Source organism: Helicobacter cetorum, assembly GCF_900198405.1.
Taxonomy (GTDB): Bacteria; Campylobacterota; Campylobacteria; order Campylobacterales; family Helicobacteraceae; genus Helicobacter; species Helicobacter cetorum_C.
In genome coordinates this window covers 13,249-36,296 of the sequence record NZ_FZMR01000018.1, presented here as the reverse complement: position 1 = coordinate 36,296, position 23,048 = coordinate 13,249, and the positions used below count along the sequence as shown (strand labels likewise).

Genomic DNA, 23,048 nt, shown 5'->3' with positions numbered 1-23,048 from the left:
ATTAACGAGCAACAAGTCTTAGATTTAAAAAACTCAATCAGTCAATTAAGAGAAAAACAATGGCATTAATCAGGCAAATCAGCAATGAACTTCATTCAACAAGTGCGGTAGGAATAATAAGTGCATTTAGGGAGTTTAAGGAGTGTTTTTATACGCATTTTGACTTGATAGAGCAACAAAGCTTGCAAAATGCCTTATACAATCAAGCAAGTCTAAAAACAACCAACAAAGAGCTTTTTGAAAAAATCAAATTCTTATACCAAGATATTCAAAAAGAAACTTTAGTGCGAGATTTTTTGCAAAAATATTATTGTTTAAGTATAGATGAGCAAGAATTAAGAGACAAATGCTTAAGAAATAAGCTCAAAAATTCCCCTATTAATTATGTGCTTATAGAAGGGATTGCCAACACAGAGCTAGAATCTCACAAAGAGCGTTATTATATGGTATTTGATAACGCTTGTCGCAACTTTCATTTTTATGCGTTTTTGCTTATGGTGGCGTTTGAATTCGAGCAAGATAGCATTATTTATTCTAGTGGTTTGAATAAGAGTATTAAAGGGGATAAAACTTGGCAAATAAGAAATTATAAAGTGATTAACTCTTCGCCCTTTATTTCAAAAGGAAGCTTTAAGCAAAACATTAAAAGCATTTCAAATAACCCTTTATGCAATGAAAATAAAGAAATTAGTTTGGCTCATAACTTAGGATTAAAGGAATGCTTAAAGCGTTTTGATGATATTAAAAGCCTAGCTATAAAAGAGACGACAGATGAAGTAAGCTTAAAAGAATTTTTAGTCAATTATTCTCAATTACACAATTTAGCTTTTTGTGCTACTGAAATTTTGCCTAAGACTTTTAAGGCTACAAAAATAAGTGGCATTTTTAAAGCTTTTGATAACACAAAATACCATTCTTATTTAGAAAATTTCAAGCCAAAACAAGTTGGAGTAGGGCGTTATTCTCAAATGGCTTACAATTATATGCAAAGAAAATTACAAGAAGAAAAACTCAATATGCTTAAGCAGAGATAAAAACTTAACTATGCTCTAAATGTTCTAAATAGTAATAAAATTTTTGTTATAAATAATATTTTAGCTTGGCTATACAACAATTAGCTTAAAACCACTATAATAACCAATACTTTTTATTCCTTTAAAGGAGTTTTGTCATGAAGACATGTAAGTTGTTGTTGAAATTAGGGGCTGTAGCCTTGTTTTCGTTGTTGGTGGGGTGTAGTGCTAATTTGGGTCCATTCAATACTGATGCTAAGCCTGTAGTGCAAAATGGCGATAAAGTTTCAGCGAATGCTTGTAAACTAGATTGGTCTTGGCATTTTGAGGATTATGTGAAAGACAAATCAAAGCTTTCAGCACTTGAGCAACAAGCTGTAGATAAAGCGTTAGCACACTATAAGCCCGATGCTACTAAGCTTGCAAATATGACTATGGTAGTAGATCATGTGCCTGTTTTGTGGTGGATGGCAGTGCCAGCAGGGACAACTTGCGTTCTTGTTGAGGGCACTCCAGCAAACTAAAAGGCATGTTTTGGTCGTTTTATACGACTATCTTTAGATAGTTGTATAAAACAAATAATCAGATACTTTTAAGGCAGTCGTTTAGCTAAGGGTGGCATTTTACCCTTTCAAGCGTTTGGTTTCTTCAAAGATTTAAGATTTCATTTTCCTAAAAATTCTTTTTATTGTAAGAGTGTTTGAGATTAAAATATTTACTTGCTAAACACATTGTTAAAAAAATGAAATTTTTATGTCTCACTTATTATTGATTTTTCTAAACTTAAAAATTTATTTGTATAATCCTTAGAAAATATACAACAAGACCAAGGAGTATCAAATGATTAATAAAAAATACACTAAAAAAGAAGCGCTTGAGTATCATATCGGCGGTAAGGTTGGCATGAGTATCACTAAGGCTTGTGAGAGTGCTAAAGACTTGTCTTTAGCCTATAGTCCGGGAGTGGCTGAGCCATGTTTAGAAATCGCTAAAGATGAAATGCTAGCTTATACTTATACTAATAAGGCAAATACCATTGCCGTGATTTCTAACGGCACGGCGGTTTTAGGGCTAGGTGATATTGGGGCGAGTGCGGCTAAGCCTGTTATGGAAGGCAAGGGGCTATTGTTTAAGAAATTCAGTAATATTGATGTGGTGGATTTGGAGCTTGATACCAAAGATAGAGATGAAATTGTAGAGATTTGTAGGGCGTTAGCCCCTAGCTTTGGGGGGATTAATTTAGAAGATATTAAAGCTCCTGATTGCTTTTATATAGAGCAAAAACTCCAAGAAAAGGTTCAAATCCCTGTGATGCATGATGACCAGCATGGCACGGCGGTGATTTCTAGTGCGGGGCTATTAAATGCCTTAGAAATTAATGGTAAAAAGATTGATGAAATTAAAGTGGTAGTGAGTGGAGCAGGAGCGGCTGCTATTGCATGCTCTAAGATGTATAGAAAACTTGGGGTTAAACATATTGTATTGTGTGATTCTAAGGGAGTGGTGTATTGTGGACGGAGCAATTTGAGTAAAGAAAAAAAGGAATTTGAAGTAGAAACAAAAGATAGGACACTAAGTGATGCCTTGAAAGGGGCTGATGTGTTTTTGGGGCTTTCTTTAGCTGGGCTAGTTAGTAAAGAGATGATTAAATCTATGGCAAAAGACCCCATTATTTTTGCCTTAGCTAATCCTACGCCAGAAATTCTACCAGAAGAAATCAATGAAGTGAGAGATGATGCGATTATTGGCACAGGAAGGAGCGATTATCCTAATCAGATTAATAATGTTTTAGGGTTTCCTTATATCTTTAGGGGGGCTTTAGATGTGCATGCCACTAAGATTACAGAGAATATGAAATTAGCCGCCGCACAAGCCCTTGCTAACTTGGCCAAACAAGAAGTGAGCCAAAAAGTGTTGAAAGCCTACAATCTTAAAACGCTTAGTTTTTCAAAAGATTATATTATCCCTAAGCCCTTTGATGAAAGAGCGTTAGTAGAAGTCGCTAGTGCGGTAGCTAGTGCGGCAATTAAAGACGGTGTGGGGCGTAAAAAAGATTATGATGAGAAAAAATACAGAGAGCATTTAAAAGACTTGTTAAAAGAGCTATAAAATGGTTTTAGCCTTGTATTAAATAGGCGATGAACTTAAAAAGACTTAAATTATCATAATAAAATGTAAAAAGTGATTATAAGAGCAAAGTCTCCTATAATGCTTACAAAAAAAAAGAACTTTTTTGGTAAATAAGTTTTTATAGCATTAGAAAATGAGCGATACTAAAATGAAAATAGAGCCAGTTTTTTAGAATTTGCTAGAAAAACTTCAAAGGATATTAAAGGGGCTTTTAGGTGGCTTGGGACTTTAAAATTAAAGTTTTTTAGATAAACTACCTTATTCATTAAACTTTACACGAGGCATATAAATTGTTACACAGGGTTAGCCCAAAAACTTATCACTCATCTTATTATGTGATTGATATTCGCTCCAAACAAGCTTATTTGAACGAACATATTCAGGGGAGCGTCAATTTACAGACTTTTGAAGAAATGCGTGATTTTATTGCTGAGCGCATAAGTCAAGTTACCCCCCCCCCCCCCAATAATTGCAAACAAAACCTTGAATTTCTTTTAGTGTGTTTTTCTAGTTTTAGGGCTAGAGAAATGGCTATCCAATTAGAAAAAGAATTTAAAAACCTTGATATTGGCTATTTGGATAGTTCGCTTTTAGAACTTAGAGATTACACTCTTTTTGAACGCTTAGATGAGAGTCTTTTAACACAGATTAGGACCACTAAAGATGCGCTAAAACAACGCTATTTAGAGCATAAAAAGGCATGGGTTGTGGCTTTTAGTGGGGGTAAGGATAGCTCATGTGTGTTGCAACTACTCTATGATTTGATATGCGAATTGCCAAAAGACATGCTTAATCCTACTTATGCCATTGTTTCTAACACTTTAGTGGAATCGCCTATTGTAGAAAAATATTTGCTTAATTTGATTGATTCTATTCAAAAAGATGCGAATGCTAGGGGGTTACCCTTTGAAATCAAGCTAGTAGAGCCTAATACTAAGGAGCAATTTTTTTCTAATCTTATTGGTAAGGGGTATCCAAGCCCTACACGCTTTTTTAGGTGGTGCACAGACAGATTAAAAATCCGCCCCACTCAACGAGTAGTAGAACAAATTATTGCCAAACATGGTTCATGTATTTTGCTTTTAGGCGTTCGTAGCAATGAGAGCAGTTTGCGTAAAAAGAGCGTAGAAAAGCGTGTGGTGAGCGAAGAGGGTTTCAGTAAGCATGATTATTATCCTAATACTTTGATTTATCGCCCTATTGTGGATTGGTCATTAGATGATGTGTGGGGGTATTTGAGCCATTTTAATATGCCTAAGTGGAAAAAATCGCATGAAGAATTATTCAGCCTTTATTCTAAAGCAAGCAATGATGAATGCCAATTTATCCTAGATACTAATACGAAGTCTTGTGGGGGGAGTCGTTTTGGGTGTTGGGTTTGCACGCTAGTGAATGAGGATAAGTCTTTGCAAGGGTTTATCAAAAATGGCGCAACGCATTTGCAACCTTTAAATGATTTTAGAAACTTTATTAAAGAAATTAGAGAGCAACAAGAATATCGTAGTGATTTTAAAAAAGATGGTAATTATGCACCCGGTCCTTTTACTAAAAAGGCTCGCATGCTGATTTTAAGGCGTTTATTGGAGTGTGAGAGAGAATATCAAATACGCTCTAAGACTTCGCACCCACTAATTAGTGATAGCGAATTAGAGATGATTGCAAAAATATGGCAAAAAGAGTTTGGCACCAAAAGGGAGTTTATAGACATCACAAAGGAGTTTAATCGCATGTTAAATCACAAAGAAGAGAAAATTGAATTATTGCATGAAGAGATTTTTGAAGAAGAAGAGATTAAAAACGCCCATTTGGTAAAAGAGATTATTAAGGGGACTATAAGGTTGGGTCATAGTGCTGAATTAGGTCATTTAAGGGGGGTAATTGAGGCGATGATAGATAATCATACTAATAAAGTAGAGGAGTTTTAATGCTATTTTTTAAACGCATTGTTATCTGTAATTTGTTTGCGTATTATGGAAAGCAAGAATTGTTGCTTGAAAAAGAGAAAGATAAAAATCTTTACTTAATTTATGGTCGTAATGGGTTTGGAAAAACGAGTTTCTTGCGTTCTTTAAAATTACTCTTTTTGGGGAGTGGGTTATTAGGACATGAAGTTCCGTTGGGTTCTAAATTTTTCAACACTTCAAAACCAGAAAATTTGGTTTGTGGGTATGGAGATTGGAGTGGTATTTTAAATCTTAGGGCAAAAAGAGAAAATGAGCAAAATCCAATCAATAAGCATGAATTTTTTGTGTCTTTGGAATGCGAAAAAGACCATGAATTAATCACAATTACTAGAAGTTGGAACATTGATTTTAAAAAAGACATTAAAGAGAGTTTGAGCTATAAAACACACCATAAGGTTTATGAAAATAAGATAGCCCAACAGCACATAGACCAGCTTTTGCCCTCCTCTTTAGTTCCTTTTTTCATTTTTGATGGCGAAGAGATTGAGCAAATGGCAGAAAAAATGAAAAGTGAATTGAAAGATAAAATCCAAAATATTCTCAATATTACGCCCCTTGATAAGGCTATCAAAGAAATTGAAAGCATTCGCAAAGAAATTCAAGCAAAATCTATCCAAAATACTGAAATACGCAACCTTTATAGAGAGATAGAAAGAGGCATTGAAACTAAGGAAGAAAAAAGGGTTACAACACAAGATAGGATTAAGATTTGCGAAGAATACCTTAAGACCAAACAAGAGGAATTAAAAGATAAAAAAGAGAGTGAAAAGACACTGATTGCTGATTCTAATAAGGAATTAGGGAGTGTTCAAACGCAAAAAGAGCTTTTAGAAAAAAGGCAAGAGGAGTATAAAAATAGATTTATTAAAGTGTGCAATAGCGTGCTATTACTCAATCAAGAAAAAAAGTTAGAAAACATTGAAGAGCGTTTGAAAAAGGTGCAAATTGAGCAAGAGAAGAGTTATTTGAGCGAAAGCTTTATCAAGCAATTTAGCTTGACTTTAAGTGAGGGTATTGCAAGCTATTTGCAAGATAAAATAGCCCTTTGTTTTAAAGATGAACTCGATAAGAACATAGAAAACTTGATTAAGCAAACTTATGAGAATTTACAAAATGATACCACCTATAAAGACCCTATTAGTCAACTTGGTGTTATAGATTTTAATCGTTTGCCTTATATAGAAAATGCTAAAGAATTGAAAGGCTGTATTTTAGAGCTTGCTAAATTGCCAAGAGAGATTAAGGAAATCAGCAGTCGTTTAGCTGAACTTAAAGATGAAAGTTTAAATGCGGAGTATTTTAAGGATATTAAAGAAGAAATTGAACAATTAGAGAGTGATGCCAAAGAATTACAAGAAAAACTTAGGCAAGAAAGAGATTGTTTAAAAAACTTAGATGATGAGCTAATCAAGCTCAAAGAAGAAAAAGACAAGCTGGGGAATCAAACCAAGCAAGATGAACGCATGCATAAGCAACTAGAGCTTTATAAAAGCTTAAAGTTTGGGGTTGAAACCTATAAAGAATCTTTAATTAGAAAATTATTGAAAGATTTAAGAAAGCAAGTCTTAGAAAATTACAAGCAGATTTTACCTAAGGATAATGTAGAGCGTGTGGATATTAATGAAAAATTTGCTTTGAGTTTTATCAATTCTTCTGGTGAAGAAATTTCTATTTCTAGTCAATCCGCAGGGCAAAAGCAAATCGCAACGATTAGTATTTTTTGGGCGTTAGCTATGATTTCAAAAAAGCAACTCCCCTTAGTGATTGATACGCCCTTAGGCCGTATAGACAGCATTAACAGACAGAGTATTGTAGAAAACTATTTTCTAAAGGCTTCACATCAAATTATTGTTTTGCCCCAAGATACAGAATTTGGTCTCAATGAATATGAAAGATCACAAAGCGCTATCGCACAGACTTTTGAGATTCAAAATCATGGCGATAGAGATAGGGCAAGTTTTATGAAAAAAGACATTAAAGAGATTTTAGGGTTGCAAGGAGGTTTTTAATGGCTAAGATTTTTACTAATGGCAATGAAGAAAGACTGATTAAAGGTATTATTGAGAGTTTAGGATTTTCTACTAGCTTAAATGGTTCCATTCCTCCTAAATATTTTGTTCTAAGAGTGGCGATTAATTTAAGTTTGCAACTTGAGGTTATCCCCTTGAGTGATGAGAGTTTTTATAAAAAGCACGCTCTAGATCCCCATGCTGAATTTAAGGGCAGTGAATATAATTTAGAGCAGGTCATAGGACAGCATAAAGATATTGAAGAAAATTATGAAACACTCTTAAAACTCATGTTTTTTATAAGGCATGAAGAAGAAAAAGTGGATTTTAACAACGAAGAAATTTTTACTAAAGCGCTTCAAAAGTATATTAAAAGGGGGCTTTATGAATTGAATAACACTTATAATTCTAATAGGGATAATTTCTATCAAGTGCTGATTGATAGCTTTAAATTAAATCAGACTCAAAATATTGACATAAAACTGAATAACAGCTCACAAAAAGCTCATTCTTATGAAGTGGAAAACTATCTTAAGCAATTAAAAATCTCGTATGAGTTTATTAATAAAGAGAAATGTTTGAGAGAAGATATTTATAAACTTAAGCTTAATTCTCAAGAGGATATTAGTAAGCTCAATAAGAATTTGCATACCTTTTCTAGTCAGCTTGGGTTGCATGGAGAGCCTAGAATAGAGCAGATTAAAGGAGAAGTTATGCGTTTTAATTTGTTTATTCCTAGAGTTAAAGACACATGGATACAATTATATCAAGCAGATTTTGAGAGCGATTTAAAAAAATCTAGCGCTAGTTTAGAGAAAATCATTTTTTATGCGGGGCGTAGTGCGACTAACGAGCCTTATTTTTTAGATTTGAAAAAAGCACCTCATCTTTTTGTAGCAGGACAAACCGGCAGTGGGAAAAGCAATTTCTTGCATGTTTTAATCCAATCAATAGAGCGTTTAAATGTCCATCAAAAAATAGAGTTTTTATTGATTGACCCAAAGAACGGGCAAGATTTTGGAAAATACGAGAATAAATCAAATTGTGATGTGATTACGGATATGAGCGAAAGTGGTGCAATCTTAGAAGAAGTAGTAGAGAGAATGCAAAATCGTTTCAGTGATTTAGAAGAAAAAACTCCCTTAGTTGTTGTGATAGAAGAACTAGCGGATTTAATAATGGGTTATAAAGAAGTCAAAGAGCCTTTAGAAAGATTAGCCCAAAAAGCGCGTAGTGCTAATATTTTTTTAATCCTTGCTACACAAAACCCTAGCTCAGAAATGTTTAGTTCTATTTTAAAGAGCAATATTCCTACAAGGGCTGTTTTTCAAGTAACCGATAGATACAAGTCTAAGATAGCCTTAGATTGTGAGGGGGCAGAGAAACTGCTAGGTTTTGGAGAATATCTTCTTAAATCTCAAGAATTAGGCAATGAAAAGTTGCTTAAACTCTTCACGCCACTTATTAAAGATTAAAAAGCGCTTTTTAAAGCTCTTTTAAAATTTCTAAAGGCGATTTGAATGCCACATTGAAAGCTTTGGCGATGCCTTCTTGAGTGATATAGCCATTATAAGCGCTCAAGCCCCCAAGTGTGTTGGCTACCATTTTAGTATTAGCTTCTAAAAAGCCCTTTAAGCCATGCTCTAAATAATATAATAAATAAGGCACACTCGCATGGCTATAGGCCATAGAGCTAGTTTTTGCCACAATTCCTGGCATATTTGGCACACCATAATGCAACAAACCTTCTTCTACGAACACTGGATTAGAATGGCTTGTTTGGCGTATGGTCTCTATGCAACCCCCTAAATCGCAAGCCACATCTATCACTACCCCTTGTTTTTGCATGTGCTTTAAATGCCTTCTTAAAATCACTTTAGGGGTTTTAGTTGCAGTGAGTAGCACCGCTCCCACTAACCCCACAGCCCCTTCTAAAGCAGAAATGATATTCGCATCATTTACGCTCAAAACTTCTAAATCATACAGGTGGTAGTAAGGGTGGTTTTGTAATTTAGCGTAGTCTAATTCTAAGATAGTTACTTTAGCCCCCATTTGGCTCAACACTTTCGCACTCTCCATGCCAACCACGCCACCCCCAACTACTACGACCTTAGCCCTTTGGGCTCCAGAAAGTCCCCCTAGCATGACCCCCTTACCTAAAAACCCCTTAACATGCTCTAAGGCTAATAAATAGTGTTGGACTAAATGAGCAGCTAATCTTCCAGCGACCACACTCATAGGCACCAAAATGGGGTAGTCATTTTTAGGCCCAGCAATAGTTTCAGTGCAAATGGAAGTGATTTTTTTATCTATAAACATTTCGCACAAGCTCTTTTGATACGCTAAGTCTAGGTAGCTAAATAAAGTGGCTTTTTCTTTCAATAAATCATATTCATGCTCTAAAGGCTCTTTACATTTAACAACCAAGTCCTGCCCCCACGCAACCTTAGAATTTACAATTGTTGCCCCTACGCTTTCATACATAGCGTTACTATAGCCACTATTAGCCCCAGCATTATCTTCTACTAAAACACCCACACCCTTTTGAGTGAGTAATGCCACATCATCTGGCACCAACGCCACTCGTGATTCTAAATCCATGCTTTCTTTGACTAATCCAATATTCATCTTATGACTCCTTGAATCGTTTTTACCCTTAGTCTAATGATTATAACATCATAAAATGACTTGTTTGGAACAATCAAAAACAGCAAAGTTTGTCATTTGGTATCAAGCAAAATAAAATGTCTTTATTTTAAATGTAGACTAAAGAACTTGTGTTTTATATTTGTCTTTAGGTATTAAACTTCAAAAGAGAGCTAAAAGAATAAAAAGGAGCAAACGATGATTTTAGTAGGATTAGAAGCAGAGTTAGGAGCCTCAAAAACCGGCACCAATGAGGGGGTTAGGCGTTTGAGACAAGGACTGAGTGTGTGGTATCCTCAAATGACAGAAAACATGCCAATTATCGCTCAAGCTCAATGCACATTGAATGCACCTTTTAGATTCGCTAAACATTTTGAAGATTATTACAACTTTTGCAAGAATATTTTGATTCCTCAAATGAAAGAGGCGTTTAAGAAGAAAGAATTTAGCGTTGTTTTAAGCTCAGAGCATGCGAACATGTTTGGGATTTTTCAAGCTTTTAGGAGCGTTCATAAGGATAAAAAGATAGGGATTTTATATTTGGATGCTCATGCAGATATTCATACGGCTTATGATAGCGATTCAGGAAATATCCATGGCATGCCTTTAGGAATGGTCTTAAATCGTGTGCATAGTGGGTTTAACAGCATGAATAAGAGCGAAGAAAAGGCATGGCAAAATCTTTGTTCCTTGGGTTTAGAAAAAGGGGGGCTAGAGATTAATCCTAAAAATATCGTGTATTTTGGGGTAAGAAGCACCGAGCAAAGCGAAAGAGATGTGATTAAAGAATTGCAAATTCCTTTGTTTAGCGTGGCTCATATTAGAGACAACATGCAAGAAGTGGTGCAAAAGGCTAAAGAGCTATTAAGTGAAGTAGATATTATTTATCTCAGTTTAGATGTAGATATTATGGATGGCAAGCTTTTCACTTCCACTGGGGTGCGTGAGAATAATGGGGTAAGCTTAGAGGAGTTAAAAGAGCTTGTAGGATTGCTTTTAAAAACCTTTAAAGACAGACTAGCAGTAGCCGAGCTTACAGAATACAACCCTTTAGTGCGTGAAAGTGCTAATGATGAAGAAAAAGGGGTGCTAGAAGTGTTGCGTTTAATCATTGAGTCTATGCGAGATTAAAGCTTTTTTGATGAGGTATTTTGCCAAGAATGGCCATAAAATATTCGGCTAGATTTTGGTGTTCCTAAGTTTTAAGGCTCTGTTTTTAAGGGTATTAGCTGTAAATAAGATATAAGCTTATTAAGGTTTTTAAAGCTAAAGAGAGACAAAAATCTTTCTTTAGTCTATTTTTGTCTGTTTTAATAAAAACACATTTCTTTTATTTTTTTTTGCCTTTTTTGTTCCTTTCTTTCATCTCTTTCCTTTCTTTCCTTTAAATTGACCCAATAATCTGTGTAAATTTCGCATTTCATCTTTTTTGTTATGCTTTCTAAAGTTACAATGATAGACAATGAATTTTCCACTTCTCAAATGATAATAGACATTAGCGCCCGCTATTATCATATTGTGAATTTTCCACCTTGTCTTGTATAACTGATTATATTCTTTAAGCATACTCACAAACGCTACATTACACAGCATCACATAATGCTTAAAAAGCAACCGCTCTACTACTTCGCTATTGTAAGCGTCATCGCTATAATTACCTAAAGCATACTCTGCCAAAAAATCTAAACTTCTATGGACGATACCACCTTTTAAATGGTAATCTGTCTCAAGCTCAATCGCTTTTTTGTATAGTTTTTTTGCTAATAACATTTCAAAGCCCTTGTGAGAGGACGAGCCAAATTCCGTTACTCTGGCACTCTTAAAACAAAACTACATAAATTCTTGGAGCTTATTAGCTTGTGCCATCCATTGTGCAAGGCTTTCATCATCATTATTTTCTATCCAAATCTTAGCTTGAGTGATTTCTGCTTCGCATTTTTCAATAGCTTCTAAGATGTTGTCTCTGTTTTGCTTGAAAATATCTTTCCACATTAAAGGTGAGCTTTTAGAGATTCTACTCATATCTCTAAAGCCTCCACCAGCTAGAGAGAGAATGGTCTCTGGGTTTTTTTGTTTGAGAACGCTATTGGCTAAAGCATAGCTTAAGACATGGGGTAAATGGCTAATATAAGCGGTGTGAGCGTCATGTTCGCTAGAGGTCATTTTAACTAAGCGGGCTTTTATGCCTAGAAAAATTTCTTTGGCGAGTTTAACTTGATAAGCACCCGAATCTTCTAAATCGCATAAGATGACAAGAGCGTTTTCATACAATCCCTTAACACTCGCTTTAGGCCCATAAAATTCTGTTCCGCACATGGGGTGTGCAGCGATGAAATTCTTACGAATAATCTGTGGAACGCTTTTAACGATATTATGCTTGGCTCCGCCCAAATCAATAATGGTCGCATTTTCTTTAACAGAAGTCATTTTTTGTAGGCAATCAATAATGCCTTCAACCGGAATGGCTAAAAAAATCACATCGCATTCTAGGATTTTTTCAAATTCTACACATTCATCTACAAGCCCTAATGTCAAGGCTTGCTGGGCGTGTAAGGCATTAGAATCATAGCCTAAAATATTTTTAAAATAGCCTAATACTTGTAAATCTAAGCCTAAGCTTCCACCCATAAGTCCTAAGCCAATAATTCCTGCTTGCATTCTCTTTTCTTTAAAGTAAGGTTTTTTCTAATACTTCCATGACATTTTTAACAGCGATAATTTCTAGGTTATTACGCACTTCAGCAGGGATTTCATCTAAATCTCTTTCATAATTTTTGATAGGGATTAAAGCAGTTTTAATGCCGGCTTTAAAAGCGGCAATCAACTTTTCTTTTAATCCCCCTATGGGTAAAACTTCTCCACTTAAAGTTAATTCGCCTGTCATAGCAATATCACTTCTTATTTTCCTATCGCATAAAATACTTGCAATAACACTTGCCATAGCAATTCCTGCACTTGGACCATCTTTAGGCGTAGCCCCTTCTGGGACATGCAAATGCAAATCATAAGCGTTATACACTTTAAGCGATTTTTTCTTTTTCTTGCCTTTTTCGTCTTTAAAGGTCTCGCTAGGGATTTTTGGGGCTTTTAATTTTTCTTCATCAAGCAAGACTTTCACAACAGAAAAGGCAATAAGGGCGGATTCTTTCATCACATCGCCTAAACTTCCGGTAAGTTTTAATTCACCCTTACCCCTAATTTTAATCGCCTCAATTTTAAGCACATCACCACCTACCGGAGTCCATGCTAGGCCATTGACTATGCCGATTTTATTTTCTTCATCTATGGGGTCAATTTCAAACACCATGCGTTCTAAATACTCTTTAAGGTTGCTTGGTGTAATAGAGATGCAAAAATCTTTGTTTTTGCTCTCGTCTATCTTTTCACATTCTTTATTTTCTTTTTTATTTTCTTTTTTCCGTCCTTTTTTTAGGGTATTTTGGTTATTTTCTAGATATCTTAACGCCACTTTACGCATAATTGCAGCGATTTGTCTGCGTAAATCCCTAACCCCCGCTTCTCTAGTGTATTTTTCAATAATGAGTTTTAAACACTCTTTAGTAATATTCACTTCACTAGGCTTTAAGGCATGCTTTTCTAATTCTTGGGGAATGAGATAGTTTCTAGCGATTTCTTCTTTTTCATTAGGGGTGTAGCTTGATACGCTGATAAACTCCATTCTGTCTCTTAAGGGAGCTGGAATATTATAAATATCATTAGCCGTGGCGATAAAAATCACTTGCGATAAATCAATGCTAAAATTCGCATAATTATCTCTAAAAGCGATATTTTGTTCAGGGTCTAAAATCTCTAATAAAGCGCTAGCTGGATCACCCCTAACACTTCTATCCACTTTATCAATTTCATCTAAAACCATAACCGGATTCATCTTTTTAGCTTCAATAAGCCCTTGGACTATGCGTCCGGGCATTGAGCCTAAATAGGTGCGCCTATGCCCCCTTAATTCATTCACATCTTCTAAGCCCCCTAAAGCAATCCTTACTAAAGGGCGAGCTATGGCTTTAGCGATAGAGTTAGCCAAACTTGTTTTACCTACACCTGGTGGTCCATAAAAGCATAGAATCGTGCCTTTGGTCTTGTCTTTTTTTTCTTTTGTATTTTTTTTATCTTTTTCTTGATTTTGGCGCATTTCTAAAAGCTGCATGGTGGCAAAATATTCAACAATACGCTCTTTAGGTCTTTTTAAGGAATAATGATCACTATCTAATTGCTCTTTAACATGTTTGATATTAAGAGACTTTTTTTCGTATTGTCCAAAAGGCACATCTAGCATAGTCTCTATATAATTTTGTAAAGTCGCACTATCAGAGCTATCCACATGGGTTCTACTCAATCTATCAATTTGTTTTTTGATTTCTTTAAAGGCTTCTTCTTTTAAAAAAGGCTTAATGCTTTCTAGTTTTTGATAGTATTGGGCTAAATCTTCGTCTTTTTGTTTGTCTGTGCCAAGTTCTTTTTGGATTTGCTTGAGTTGCTCTTTAAGAAAATACTCTTTATTAACTTGTTCCATTTTTTGATGGACTTTGGATTTTATCTCTTTTTGGAGTTTCTGGGTTTTAGTCTCTTCTATGACAATATCAATCAAATCTAATAAGCGTTGCTCAGTATCATTGCTTTTGAAGAGTTTATAGGCTTGTTCTTTTTTAAGGTGTAAAGCTGAGGCTATTAAATCTACCACACGATTAGGGTCATCATTATCTTCTAAAGCTTTGATTAAGTCCGGTGGGAAAAAAGAGCCAACATTAGCCAAAGTGGTAACTTTCTCTTTTAGAACTTCTACGATAGCTTGAATTTTTTCAATATCATAGTTAAGGTATTCAATCAAGTCAACTTGAGTTTCTAAAATCCCATCAGCATTTTCTTTAGCGGGAGCTAAAATACGCCCCTTAGCAATGCCATTAAGAAGGAGCTTGACCCTACCATTAGGCATGTTAGTTTTACGCATGATAGAACCAATAACCCCTACATCATAATAAGGAGGGGTGGTATTGTTGTGCCCATCTTTTTGACAAGCAATAAACACAAGAGAGTTATTGTCTTTGGCATAAGTTGCCGTCCTAATGCTTGCATCATTTTGCAAAAAAATGGGGGCTATCATAAAAGGATATAAAAAAGTGTCTTCCTCCACTATTAGAGGTAGAATTTTAGGAAAATCTTTAGTCATTTTATCTCACTTATCTTTTTTATTATTGGTATTTCAATTACAAGTATAATGGCATATTTTAGCCTACCAATCAAAAATAAACACATACCAAGGCAAGTATGATGGTTTAGGATTAGTCTCTTTTTCTAGGGTTTCATCTACCCTTTCTAAGTAGCGTTTTACGCCCTCAGGTTTATGGCGCTTTTTATAGACATTCGCAATCGCACGATTGAGTTCATTCTGCCCTAAAATAAATTTGATTTGCATGTATTCTACATAAGGGCGATAACGGCTATTAGGGTATTTTTCTATAAATTCGCCCATATTTACAATGGTATTAGAAATAAATTCTTGGTCTTTAGAATGATTTTTAAAGGCATAATAATGCGATTGCAATTTTAAAAAGGTTAAATAATCCACATTTTTTTCAGTCCCAAAGCGTTTGATATATTCATCAAAATAAAACGCTGCTAGGATATATTCTTTCTTTTTCATATGAGCTTGCCCTAAAGCTAACATTGCCTCTGGGACAAGAGGGGAGTTAATATGCTCGCTTTGCAAGGAAGAGTAATAATTATCTGCGGTCTGTAAGTTAGCAAACAGAATTTCGCGCAAAATCCCCTGATACCAAAATATAGCGGGTTTATTATATTCTTCTTTCTTCTTTTTAGAACAACCCCCAAGAATAGCCAAGATTGCTATAGTAACTAAAAGAAATTGTTTCCAATGTTTTAAGTGCATGCCACCTATCTTCAAAGATTAAAATTTGGATTAAACCACTTCTGTGAGTATACCCTAAAACTTGCATAAATTGATTTTACAAGTGGTTTTTTGATATAATGAGAGCTTTAAATTTCAGTCCATAGGCACTTGTCTTGTTTTAGTCCTATTAGGAGAGGCTAGTGCGTTTTTAAGGGGAATGCAAATCGCATGCTTTTTGATGTGAAAGTGCCTATTTTAGGTTTTGAGTCTATTCGCAAAATGGAATTGCAAAAAATTGATGAGATTTTTTTGCGTTTGAGTAATGCAGAAAATGATGCCATTCCTTCTTTTACACTTGTAAATCCTTTTGTGTTAAGAAAATATGAATTTGAAGTGCCTGTGCCTTTAAAAATTCTCCTAGAATTAGAAGGTGCTAAAAATGTATTTATTGCCAATATTATGGTGGTTCAAACCCCCATTGAGCTTTCCACGGTGAATTACCTAGCCCCTTTAGTTTTCAACTTTGATAAGCAACTTATGGGGCAGGTGGTGCTAGATTCTAATAAATACCCCCACTATCATCTAAGAGAGAATATCTTAAGCCATCAAAAAGACTAAAAATAGCTCACAATAGAAATTTTTATAGAAGTTTTATGATTTTCTTAAAAGAATTTGATATATTTTAAAACATTCTAGTCTTATGTTTTAGAATTAAAAAATGTATATTTTAGCATTCAATGTTCCTTGGTACTTTAAGAGACATAGTTTAAAGACTCTAGCAGAACTTATAGCTTAAAAATTAAGTCTCAATGCATGTAGCATAGCACTCATGGGTTTTTATGTTATAATTCTAGCTTAGTTAAACCAAAATTTTAAGTGTGCTTTTTAATCAAATAAAGGAGTTTTGCTTTTTATCATGGAATCACAACATTCACAACAAACCCTAGCCTCTAGCTTTTCTATTGAAGATATTTTACAGATTTTGCCCCATCGCTACCCCATGCTTTTAGTGGATAGAGTAGTGGATTTACAAGTCAATAAAAATATTGTAGCGTATAAGAATATCACTTTTAATGAAGATGTTTTCAATGGGCATTTTCCTAATAAGCCTATTTTTCCGGGCGTTTTAATCGTGGAGGGTATGGCACAAACCGGTGGGTTTTTAGCATTCACTAGCTTATGGGGATTTGACCCTGAAATGGCACGAAGAAAAATCGTGTATTTTATGACGATTGATAAGGTTAAATTTCGTGTTCCTGTAGTGCCTGGCGATAGATTAGAATACCATTTAGAGGTGTTGAAATATAAAGGCATGATTTGGCAAGTAGGAGGGACGGCTAGAGTAGATGGCAAGGTAGTCGCTGAGGCAGAATTAAAGGCTATGATTGCAGAGAGAGAGCAAGCATGAGTGGTGTTAAAATCGCCAAATCAGCCGTTGTTTCTCCTAAGGCTGAGATTGGAAAAGGTGTAGAGATTGGAGAGTTTTGTGTTATTCATGATGGGGTGAAACTTGGTGATGGAGTGAAACTTCATAATAATGTAACTTTGCAAGGGCATACTTTTATTGGTAAAAATACTGAAATTTTTCCTTGTGCGGTGCTTGGCACGCAACCTCAAGATTTAAAATATAAAGGCGAATATAGCGAACTTATTATTGGCGAAGATAATCTAATTCGTGAATTTTGTATGATAAATCCCGGCACTGAGGGGGGGATTAAAAAAACGATTATTGGGGATAAAAACTTGCTTATGGCATATGTGCATGTAGCCCATGATTGCGTGATTGGAAATCATTGTATCTTGGCTAATGGTGTAACTTTAGCAGGGCATGTTGAAGTAGGTGATTATGTCAATATTGGTGGGCTTACAGCTATTCATCAATTCACTCGTATTGCCAAAGGCTCTATGATAGCTGGTAAGAGTGCTTTAGGAAAAGATGTGCCACCTTATTGTATTGTTGAGGGTAATCGTGCATTCATTAGAGGGTTGAATCGTCATAGAATGCGCCAACTTTTAGAAAGCAAAGAGATTGATTTTATTAGTTCGCTCTATAAGAGATTGTTTAGGCCTGTTCCCTCTATAAGAGAAAGCGCTAAAATTGAATTAGAGGAGCATTCTAATAACCCTATTGTGCAAGAGATTTGCACTTTTATTTTAGAAAGTTCTAGAGGCATGGCGTATAAGACAAGCGAATACGCCCATAACTCTAGTGCAGAGTAATTTTAAGTATATGCAAGGATTGAAATGAACGAAACGCTTTATTGTAGTTTTTGCCAAAAGCCAGAATCAAGCGGTGCAGAAAGACGCAGAATTATTTTTTCTAGTAATTTAACTAAAGATGTGTGCGTGTGTGAATATTGTATCAATGTGATGTATGAAGAACTACATAAACATGAGTCTTCATTTTTATCTAAAAAAGATATTTTACATGAAGACACTCAGCCATTTGATAATGAAGTTTTTTTCTCTCATATTCCAGCCCCTAAAGAGCTTAAGGCGGTTTTGGATAATTATGTGATTGGACAAGAACAGGCTAAAAAAGTCTTTTCTGTAGCAGTATATAACCACTACAAGCGCCTAGCATTTAAAGAAAAACTACAAAGACAAACTGAAGATTTAGATAGTGCGAGTGTGTTAGAGCATTTTGAAGAAGTAGAATTATCTAAGTCTAATATTTTATTGATTGGCCCTACAGGCTCAGGCAAAACTTTAATGGCACAAACTTTAGCCAAACATTTAGATATTCCTATAGCCATTAGCGATGCGACTAGTCTTACTGAGGCTGGGTATGTGGGCGAAGATGTGGAAAATATCCTTACAAGGTTATTACAAGCGAGCGATTGGGATGTGCAAAAAGCCCAAAAAGGCATTGTTTTTATTGATGAAATTGATAAAATTAGCCGTTTATCAGAAAACCGCTCCATTACAAGAGATGTTTCAGGTGAGGGCGTGCAACAAGCATTGTTAAAGATTATTGAAGGCTCTATAGTGAATATCCCTCCAAAAGGAGGGCGCAAGCACCCTGATGGAAACTTCATTCAAATTGATACAAGCGATATACTATTCATTTGTGCGGGAGCGTTTGATGGACTAGCAGAAATCATTAAGAAGCGCACAACACAAAATGTGCTTGGCTTTACCCATGAAAAAATGAGTAAAAAAGAGCAAGAAGAAATCTTGCATTTAGCTGAAACCCATGACCTAGTCAATTATGGGCTAATCCCTGAGCTTATTGGTCGCTTGCATGTTCTAAGCACGCTAGATAGCATTAGCTTAGAGGCTATGGTAGAGATTTTACAAAAGCCTAAAAACGCATTGATTAAGCAATACCAACAGCTTTTTAAAATGGACGAAGCCAATTTGATTTTTGAAGAAGATGCGATTAAAGAGATTGCTAAGCTCGCTTTAGAGAGAAAGACGGGGGCTAGGGGACTAAGAGCGATTATTGAAGATTTTTGTTTGGATATTATGTTTGATTTGCCTAAGCTTAAGGGTTGTGAGGTGCATATCACTAAAGATTGTGTTTTAAAACAAGCAGAGCCTCTTATCATCAAAAAAGGTCATTCAAAAACCCTCCCTTAACTGAGATGTAGGGTTTAAAATTTTTATCAAAAAGGACAAAAAGGCATGATTTTTAGCAAGCTAATTGGTTTGTTTTCACATGACATTGCTATAGATTTAGGCACAGCCAATACGATTGTATTAGTCAAAGGACAAGGTATTATTATCAATGAGCCATCTATTGTGGCAGTGCGTGTAGGTTTGTTTGATTCTAAGGCATATGACATTCTAGCTGTAGGTAGCGATGCTAAGGAAATGCTTGGTAAAACCCCTAATGGTATTAGAGCGATTCGCCCCATGAAAGATGGCGTGATTGCAGATTATGATATTACAGCTAAAATGATTCGCTATTTTATTGAAAAAGCTCATAAGCGCAAATCTTGGATTCGCCCACGCATTATGGTGTGCGTGCCTTATGGTCTCACAAGCGTAGAGAGAAATGCAGTTAAAGAGAGTGCTTTAAGTGCGGGAGCTAGAGAAGTCTTTTTGATTGAAGAGCCTATGGCAGCTGCTATTGGAGCGGGCTTACCGGTTAAAGAACCGCAAGGCAGTTTGATTGTAGATATAGGCGGAGGCACAACTGAAATTGGCGTGATTAGTTTGGGTGGCTTGGTGTTGTCTAAAAGCATTAGAGTAGCTGGAGATAAACTAGACCAAAGCATAGTGGAATATATCCGCAAAAAATTTAATTTATTTATAGGCGAGCGCACCGGTGAAGAGATTAAAATTGAAATTGGTTGTGCGGTGAAACTAGAGCCAGCACTCACTATGGAAGTTTCTGGAAGAGACCAAGTGAGCGGACTATTGCACACTGTTGAATTGACTTCTGATGATGTTTTTGAGGCGATTAAAGACCAGATTAAAGAAATTTCTAGCGCTTTAAGAAGTGTGTTAGAGGAAGTTAAACCTGATTTAGCCGGAGACATCGTGCAAAATGGCATTGTGCTAACCGGTGGTGGAGCGCTTATTAAGGGTTTAGATAAATATTTAAGCGAGGCAGTTAAGCTTCCTGTATATGTGGGCGAAGAACCACTACTAGCGGTGGCTAAAGGCACAGGCAAGGCGATAGAAGATTTAGATTTGCTTAGTCGTGTGGGGTTTCAAGAATAACCTAAAATGCGTTTTTATGCCAAGCTAATTGGATTTTTAGGGATTTTTTTCCTTTTCTATTTTTTAGATATTAAAGGCAGTTCTTCGTATGTAAGCGATGCGCTTAAGGGCGTATTAGTTGGCACTAAGAACGCTATTTCTAGCGGTTTTCAAGCATATTTTTTTCAAGCTAAAAGCATTAAAGAGTTTCAAAAAGAGCATTTAGAGTTTGAGGCTTTAAAATTAGAAAATGCTGATTTGAAAGAACGGCTAAAAGCTTTTGATAGCTCTTATGAAAATTCACTTTCTGTGCATTATTTTCCCATTTTTATGACTTCATTCGCCTCTTTTGAGAACACCAACAGCATTTATTTAAGCCATTCTTTATCTTTAGAGGAAGATAAAATCTATGGACTTGTTTCGCATAAGCAAGCTATAGGCATAGCCCTTTTAGAACAAGGGCGTTTAAAGGGCTATTTGAATGCGCATAAGCGTTGTGCCTATAGCGTTGTGGTAGGGGAAAATGAAGTGTTAGGCTTTACTAAGGCTAACGCTAAGCAAGAATTAGTCGTGGAGTTTATCGCCCCAAGCGCGTCTATTAAAGTAGGCGATAAAGTAATGACAAGCGGACTAGATGGGATTTTTGGTGCTGGGGTGTATGTGGGCGAAGTGGCTAAGATTGAGGAGCATTACACTTATAAGAGTGCGGTGCTTAAAAATGCCTTTATTAGTAGCGCCACTTTCTTACGCCATGTATTTTTGAGCATGCCATGAGCTTTGAATTAGCCCCTTTGATTGAGAAATTAAAACAAGTTAGCGATAGTTTTTCTTTAGAATCAATTTTAGAGGCTTTGATAGCTTATCAAGGTGTGTTGCAAGAAGAAGAAAAGGCGTTAATTTTTCAGCTTTTTAGAGATAAAATTTTAGAGCATATCCTTAAGCAAGGGCATATTTTAGAGACTAAATGGCTGGCTTTAATGCTTTTTATGCCTAAAGATATTAATAAAGATGAGCGTTTTTTTCTTTACTATGATTTAGCTAATAAGCATGTGTTTCAAACAAAAGATAGCGCTCAAAACTCCATGCTATTAGACTTGCAAGCAACTAATTTATTGTTAATGGGTGAAAAAGAAAAAGCTCTAGAGGCTTTTATTATAGGGGCATGCCAATTACCTTTAGATGAGCGTTTTCCTAGAGAGAGGAGCGTTGCACTCACTCATTTATTAGAAAAGCTAGAAATCCCTTTTGAATTAACAAAAAATATTTTATTAAAAAGCATAGAAACGGATTTTTATTTCGCACTCCCTTTAAAAGAACAAAGGAGCATTTTAAATTGGCATTTGCATGTGTTTTGGAATGTTAAAGGGTATTGCAACCATGCTTTATGGAAAGAAATCTATCAAGCGTATTTAAAGATTTTTGACATTTTATTACAGCAAAAGCGTATAGAGGAATTGCTTTATATACATTTTTTGCTCTATCATATTGGGGGTAATGGCTTTACTTGTGCAAGCGATTGGGAGCTGTTTAACAAAGAAGTTTCGTTAAAAGCTTGCAAGGCTTATGAAGAGCATTTTAAGTTTTTGCCCCAAAGAAAATTAAAAACTACAAAAAGTAAAAAACGCATAGGGATTTTAAAAGACCGCTTGGTAGAAAATTCGCCCACTAAAGTGGAGTTAAGCTTTTTTGCAAGCTTGTTAAAAAATAAAGATTTTTTACAAAATTATGAAATTAAAATTTATCTTATGGAATTGATAGAAAAATCTCCTAGTGAAGAAACGCTCATTCAAGAATGCGAAAATTTAGGCATAGAAGTGCTATGCCCTGTAGATAACTCTCTTAATTACTATAACTCGCACTATCAAAAAGTCTTAGATTTATACACCGCTTTAGAAGAAGTGGATATTTTAATCAGCCCTAATAATGGCTATGGGATTAGCGATTGCTTGCTTTCTATTCGTGCTTGTCCTATTCAAATTTTTTATAGCCATTCTAATAGCGTTTATAATGTGCCTAATATTGATGCTAAAATCAGTCATATTGATTTAGAGGGTTTTGAAAAAATCTCTTTTAAAATGTTAGAAAAATTCCATGCCCCTTATATTCCTAAAGAATTGATTGAAGCAGAAAGGGCTAGATACCAAAAAGATAGCCAATTAATAGGCGTGATTTCTCGCTTGATTAAATGCGATAGTTTAGAGTATTTAAAATGTATTGCAGAGATTTTAGAGCAAGAGAAAAGCGCTGAATTTCTTTTTTGTGGCATAGGAAATACTCAAGGCATTCACAAAAAACTTCTTTCAATCAACCCTAATCTTTTAGAGCGTTGCCATTTTATAGGCTATGTGAATAGTGCGATTTATGGGCATGTATTAGATTTGTGGTGTGGGACTTTTCCTATGGTTCAAGGCGAAAGTCAAGCAGAATTTAGCGCTAAAAAAGGCTTGTTGGTGGTAATGAGTTTAGAAACTCACGCTAAAAGAAATTCACGCATAGAGGCGTTTCTTAACTCTCAAGCTTTTATAAGTTATTTAGAACAAGAAAAGATTTCTAAAGAATTGATAGTGTCCTTATACGAAGAAGAAACAAACACTTTTATCGCCTTTGATTCTAAAGATTATGTTAAAAAAGCGCTTGATTTATTGCGTTTAGATTTTAAAGAAAAAGAGATTCTAAAAGAAAGGCGTTATTATTTGCGCCAAGTTTTATTGGATTTTCACTCCCAAAAAGGCGTAAAAGATTTTTTAAATTTTTTAAAGCGTTTTTAAAA

Annotated in this window: 19 protein-coding genes; 14 read left to right on the top strand and 5 right to left on the bottom strand. The window is 35.3% G+C overall.

The window, feature by feature from the left end; genetic code table 11:
* Positions 1-59: 59 nt before the first annotated feature.
* From C6H25_RS05395 to C6H25_RS05370, 6 genes are all read left to right on the top strand, one after another.
* Positions 60-1,034, top strand: a complete 975-nt coding sequence (locus tag C6H25_RS05395) for a hypothetical protein (protein ID WP_158653886.1) — start codon at positions 60-62, stop codon at positions 1,032-1,034.
* Between the two features lie 137 nt (positions 1,035-1,171).
* A complete protein-coding gene (locus tag C6H25_RS05390) occupies positions 1,172-1,537 on the top strand; it encodes a hypothetical protein (protein ID WP_104748437.1) in 366 nt (121 codons plus the stop codon).
* Positions 1,538-1,853: 316 nt separating this feature from the next.
* The gene (locus tag C6H25_RS05385) at positions 1,854-3,122 is read left to right on the top strand and encodes a malic enzyme-like NAD(P)-binding protein (protein ID WP_104748436.1); all 1,269 of its coding nucleotides are present in this window, start codon (positions 1,854-1,856) and stop codon (positions 3,120-3,122) included.
* Positions 3,123-3,433: 311 nt separating this feature from the next.
* Positions 3,434-5,068: a DNA phosphorothioation system sulfurtransferase DndC gene (gene dndC, locus C6H25_RS05380; RefSeq protein WP_104748435.1), complete on the top strand. Its 1,635-nt coding sequence runs from the start codon at positions 3,434-3,436 to the stop codon at positions 5,066-5,068.
* Positions 5,068-7,116: an AAA family ATPase gene (locus tag C6H25_RS05375; protein WP_104748434.1), complete on the top strand. Its 2,049-nt coding sequence runs from the start codon at positions 5,068-5,070 to the stop codon at positions 7,114-7,116. Before dndC ends, C6H25_RS05375 begins: the two co-directional genes overlap by 1 nt.
* Positions 7,116-8,591 carry an FtsK/SpoIIIE domain-containing protein gene (locus tag C6H25_RS05370; protein ID WP_104748433.1) on the top strand — a complete coding sequence of 492 codons (1,476 nt, stop codon included), beginning with the start codon at positions 7,116-7,118 and terminating at the stop codon, positions 8,589-8,591. Before C6H25_RS05375 ends, C6H25_RS05370 begins: the two co-directional genes overlap by 1 nt.
* Positions 8,592-8,601: 10 nt before the next feature.
* Here C6H25_RS05370 and C6H25_RS05365 read toward each other — a convergent pair whose 3' ends face one another.
* On the bottom strand, positions 8,602-9,744 hold the full coding sequence (locus C6H25_RS05365) for an alanine dehydrogenase (protein ID WP_104748432.1): 1,143 nt from the start codon (positions 9,742-9,744) through the stop codon (positions 8,602-8,604).
* 216 nt (positions 9,745-9,960) lie between these two features.
* Here C6H25_RS05365 and rocF point away from each other — a divergent pair, with 216 nt between their 5' ends.
* Positions 9,961-10,893: an arginase gene (rocF, locus tag C6H25_RS05360; protein WP_104748431.1), complete on the top strand. Its 933-nt coding sequence runs from the start codon at positions 9,961-9,963 to the stop codon at positions 10,891-10,893.
* Positions 10,894-11,124: 231 nt separating this feature from the next.
* On the opposite strand, the gene C6H25_RS05355 is transcribed toward rocF, so the two are convergent.
* The 4 genes from C6H25_RS05355 to C6H25_RS05340 form a co-directional block, all read right to left on the bottom strand.
* Positions 11,125-11,532, bottom strand: coding sequence for a hypothetical protein (locus C6H25_RS05355; protein WP_104748430.1), 408 nt, complete (start codon positions 11,530-11,532; stop codon positions 11,125-11,127).
* Between the two features lie 60 nt (positions 11,533-11,592).
* Complete coding sequence (locus C6H25_RS05350; protein ID WP_104748429.1) at positions 11,593-12,420, bottom strand: prephenate dehydrogenase; 828 nt, start codon at positions 12,418-12,420, stop codon at positions 11,593-11,595.
* A gap of 10 nt (positions 12,421-12,430) precedes the next feature.
* Positions 12,431-14,947: an endopeptidase La gene (gene lon, locus C6H25_RS05345; protein WP_104748428.1), complete on the bottom strand. Its 2,517-nt coding sequence runs from the start codon at positions 14,945-14,947 to the stop codon at positions 12,431-12,433.
* A gap of 63 nt (positions 14,948-15,010) precedes the next feature.
* Positions 15,011-15,667 (bottom strand): outer membrane protein assembly factor BamD, encoded by a 657-nt coding sequence (locus tag C6H25_RS05340; protein ID WP_104748427.1) that lies wholly within the window; start codon positions 15,665-15,667, stop codon positions 15,011-15,013.
* Between the two features lie 189 nt (positions 15,668-15,856).
* On the opposite strand from C6H25_RS05340, the gene fliW reads away from it, so the two are divergent.
* The 7 genes from fliW to C6H25_RS05305 all read left to right on the top strand — a co-directional run bounded on the left by fliW (position 15,857) and on the right by C6H25_RS05305 (position 23,046).
* On the top strand, positions 15,857-16,246 hold the full coding sequence (gene fliW / locus C6H25_RS05335; protein ID WP_104748426.1) for a flagellar assembly protein FliW: 390 nt from the start codon (positions 15,857-15,859) through the stop codon (positions 16,244-16,246).
* 298 nt (positions 16,247-16,544) lie between these two features.
* Entirely contained in the window at positions 16,545-17,036 is a 492-nt protein-coding gene (gene fabZ, locus C6H25_RS05330) for a 3-hydroxyacyl-ACP dehydratase FabZ (protein ID WP_104748425.1), read from the top strand.
* On the top strand, positions 17,033-17,848 hold the full coding sequence (gene lpxA / locus C6H25_RS05325; RefSeq protein ID WP_104748424.1) for an acyl-ACP--UDP-N-acetylglucosamine O-acyltransferase: 816 nt from the start codon (positions 17,033-17,035) through the stop codon (positions 17,846-17,848). The genes fabZ and lpxA overlap by 4 nt, the downstream gene beginning before the upstream one ends.
* A gap of 24 nt (positions 17,849-17,872) precedes the next feature.
* Complete coding sequence (gene clpX, locus C6H25_RS05320) at positions 17,873-19,210, top strand: ATP-dependent protease ATP-binding subunit ClpX (protein ID WP_104748423.1); 1,338 nt, start codon at positions 17,873-17,875, stop codon at positions 19,208-19,210.
* 45 nt (positions 19,211-19,255) lie between these two features.
* Entirely contained in the window at positions 19,256-20,299 is a 1,044-nt protein-coding gene (locus C6H25_RS05315; protein WP_104748422.1) for a rod shape-determining protein, read from the top strand.
* A gap of 6 nt (positions 20,300-20,305) precedes the next feature.
* On the top strand, positions 20,306-21,052 hold the full coding sequence (gene mreC / locus C6H25_RS05310) for a rod shape-determining protein MreC (RefSeq protein WP_104748421.1): 747 nt from the start codon (positions 20,306-20,308) through the stop codon (positions 21,050-21,052).
* A complete protein-coding gene (locus C6H25_RS05305; RefSeq protein WP_104748420.1) occupies positions 21,049-23,046 on the top strand; it encodes a hypothetical protein in 1,998 nt (665 codons plus the stop codon). Before mreC ends, C6H25_RS05305 begins: the two co-directional genes overlap by 4 nt.
* The last annotated feature ends 2 nt before the right edge of the window (positions 23,047-23,048 follow it).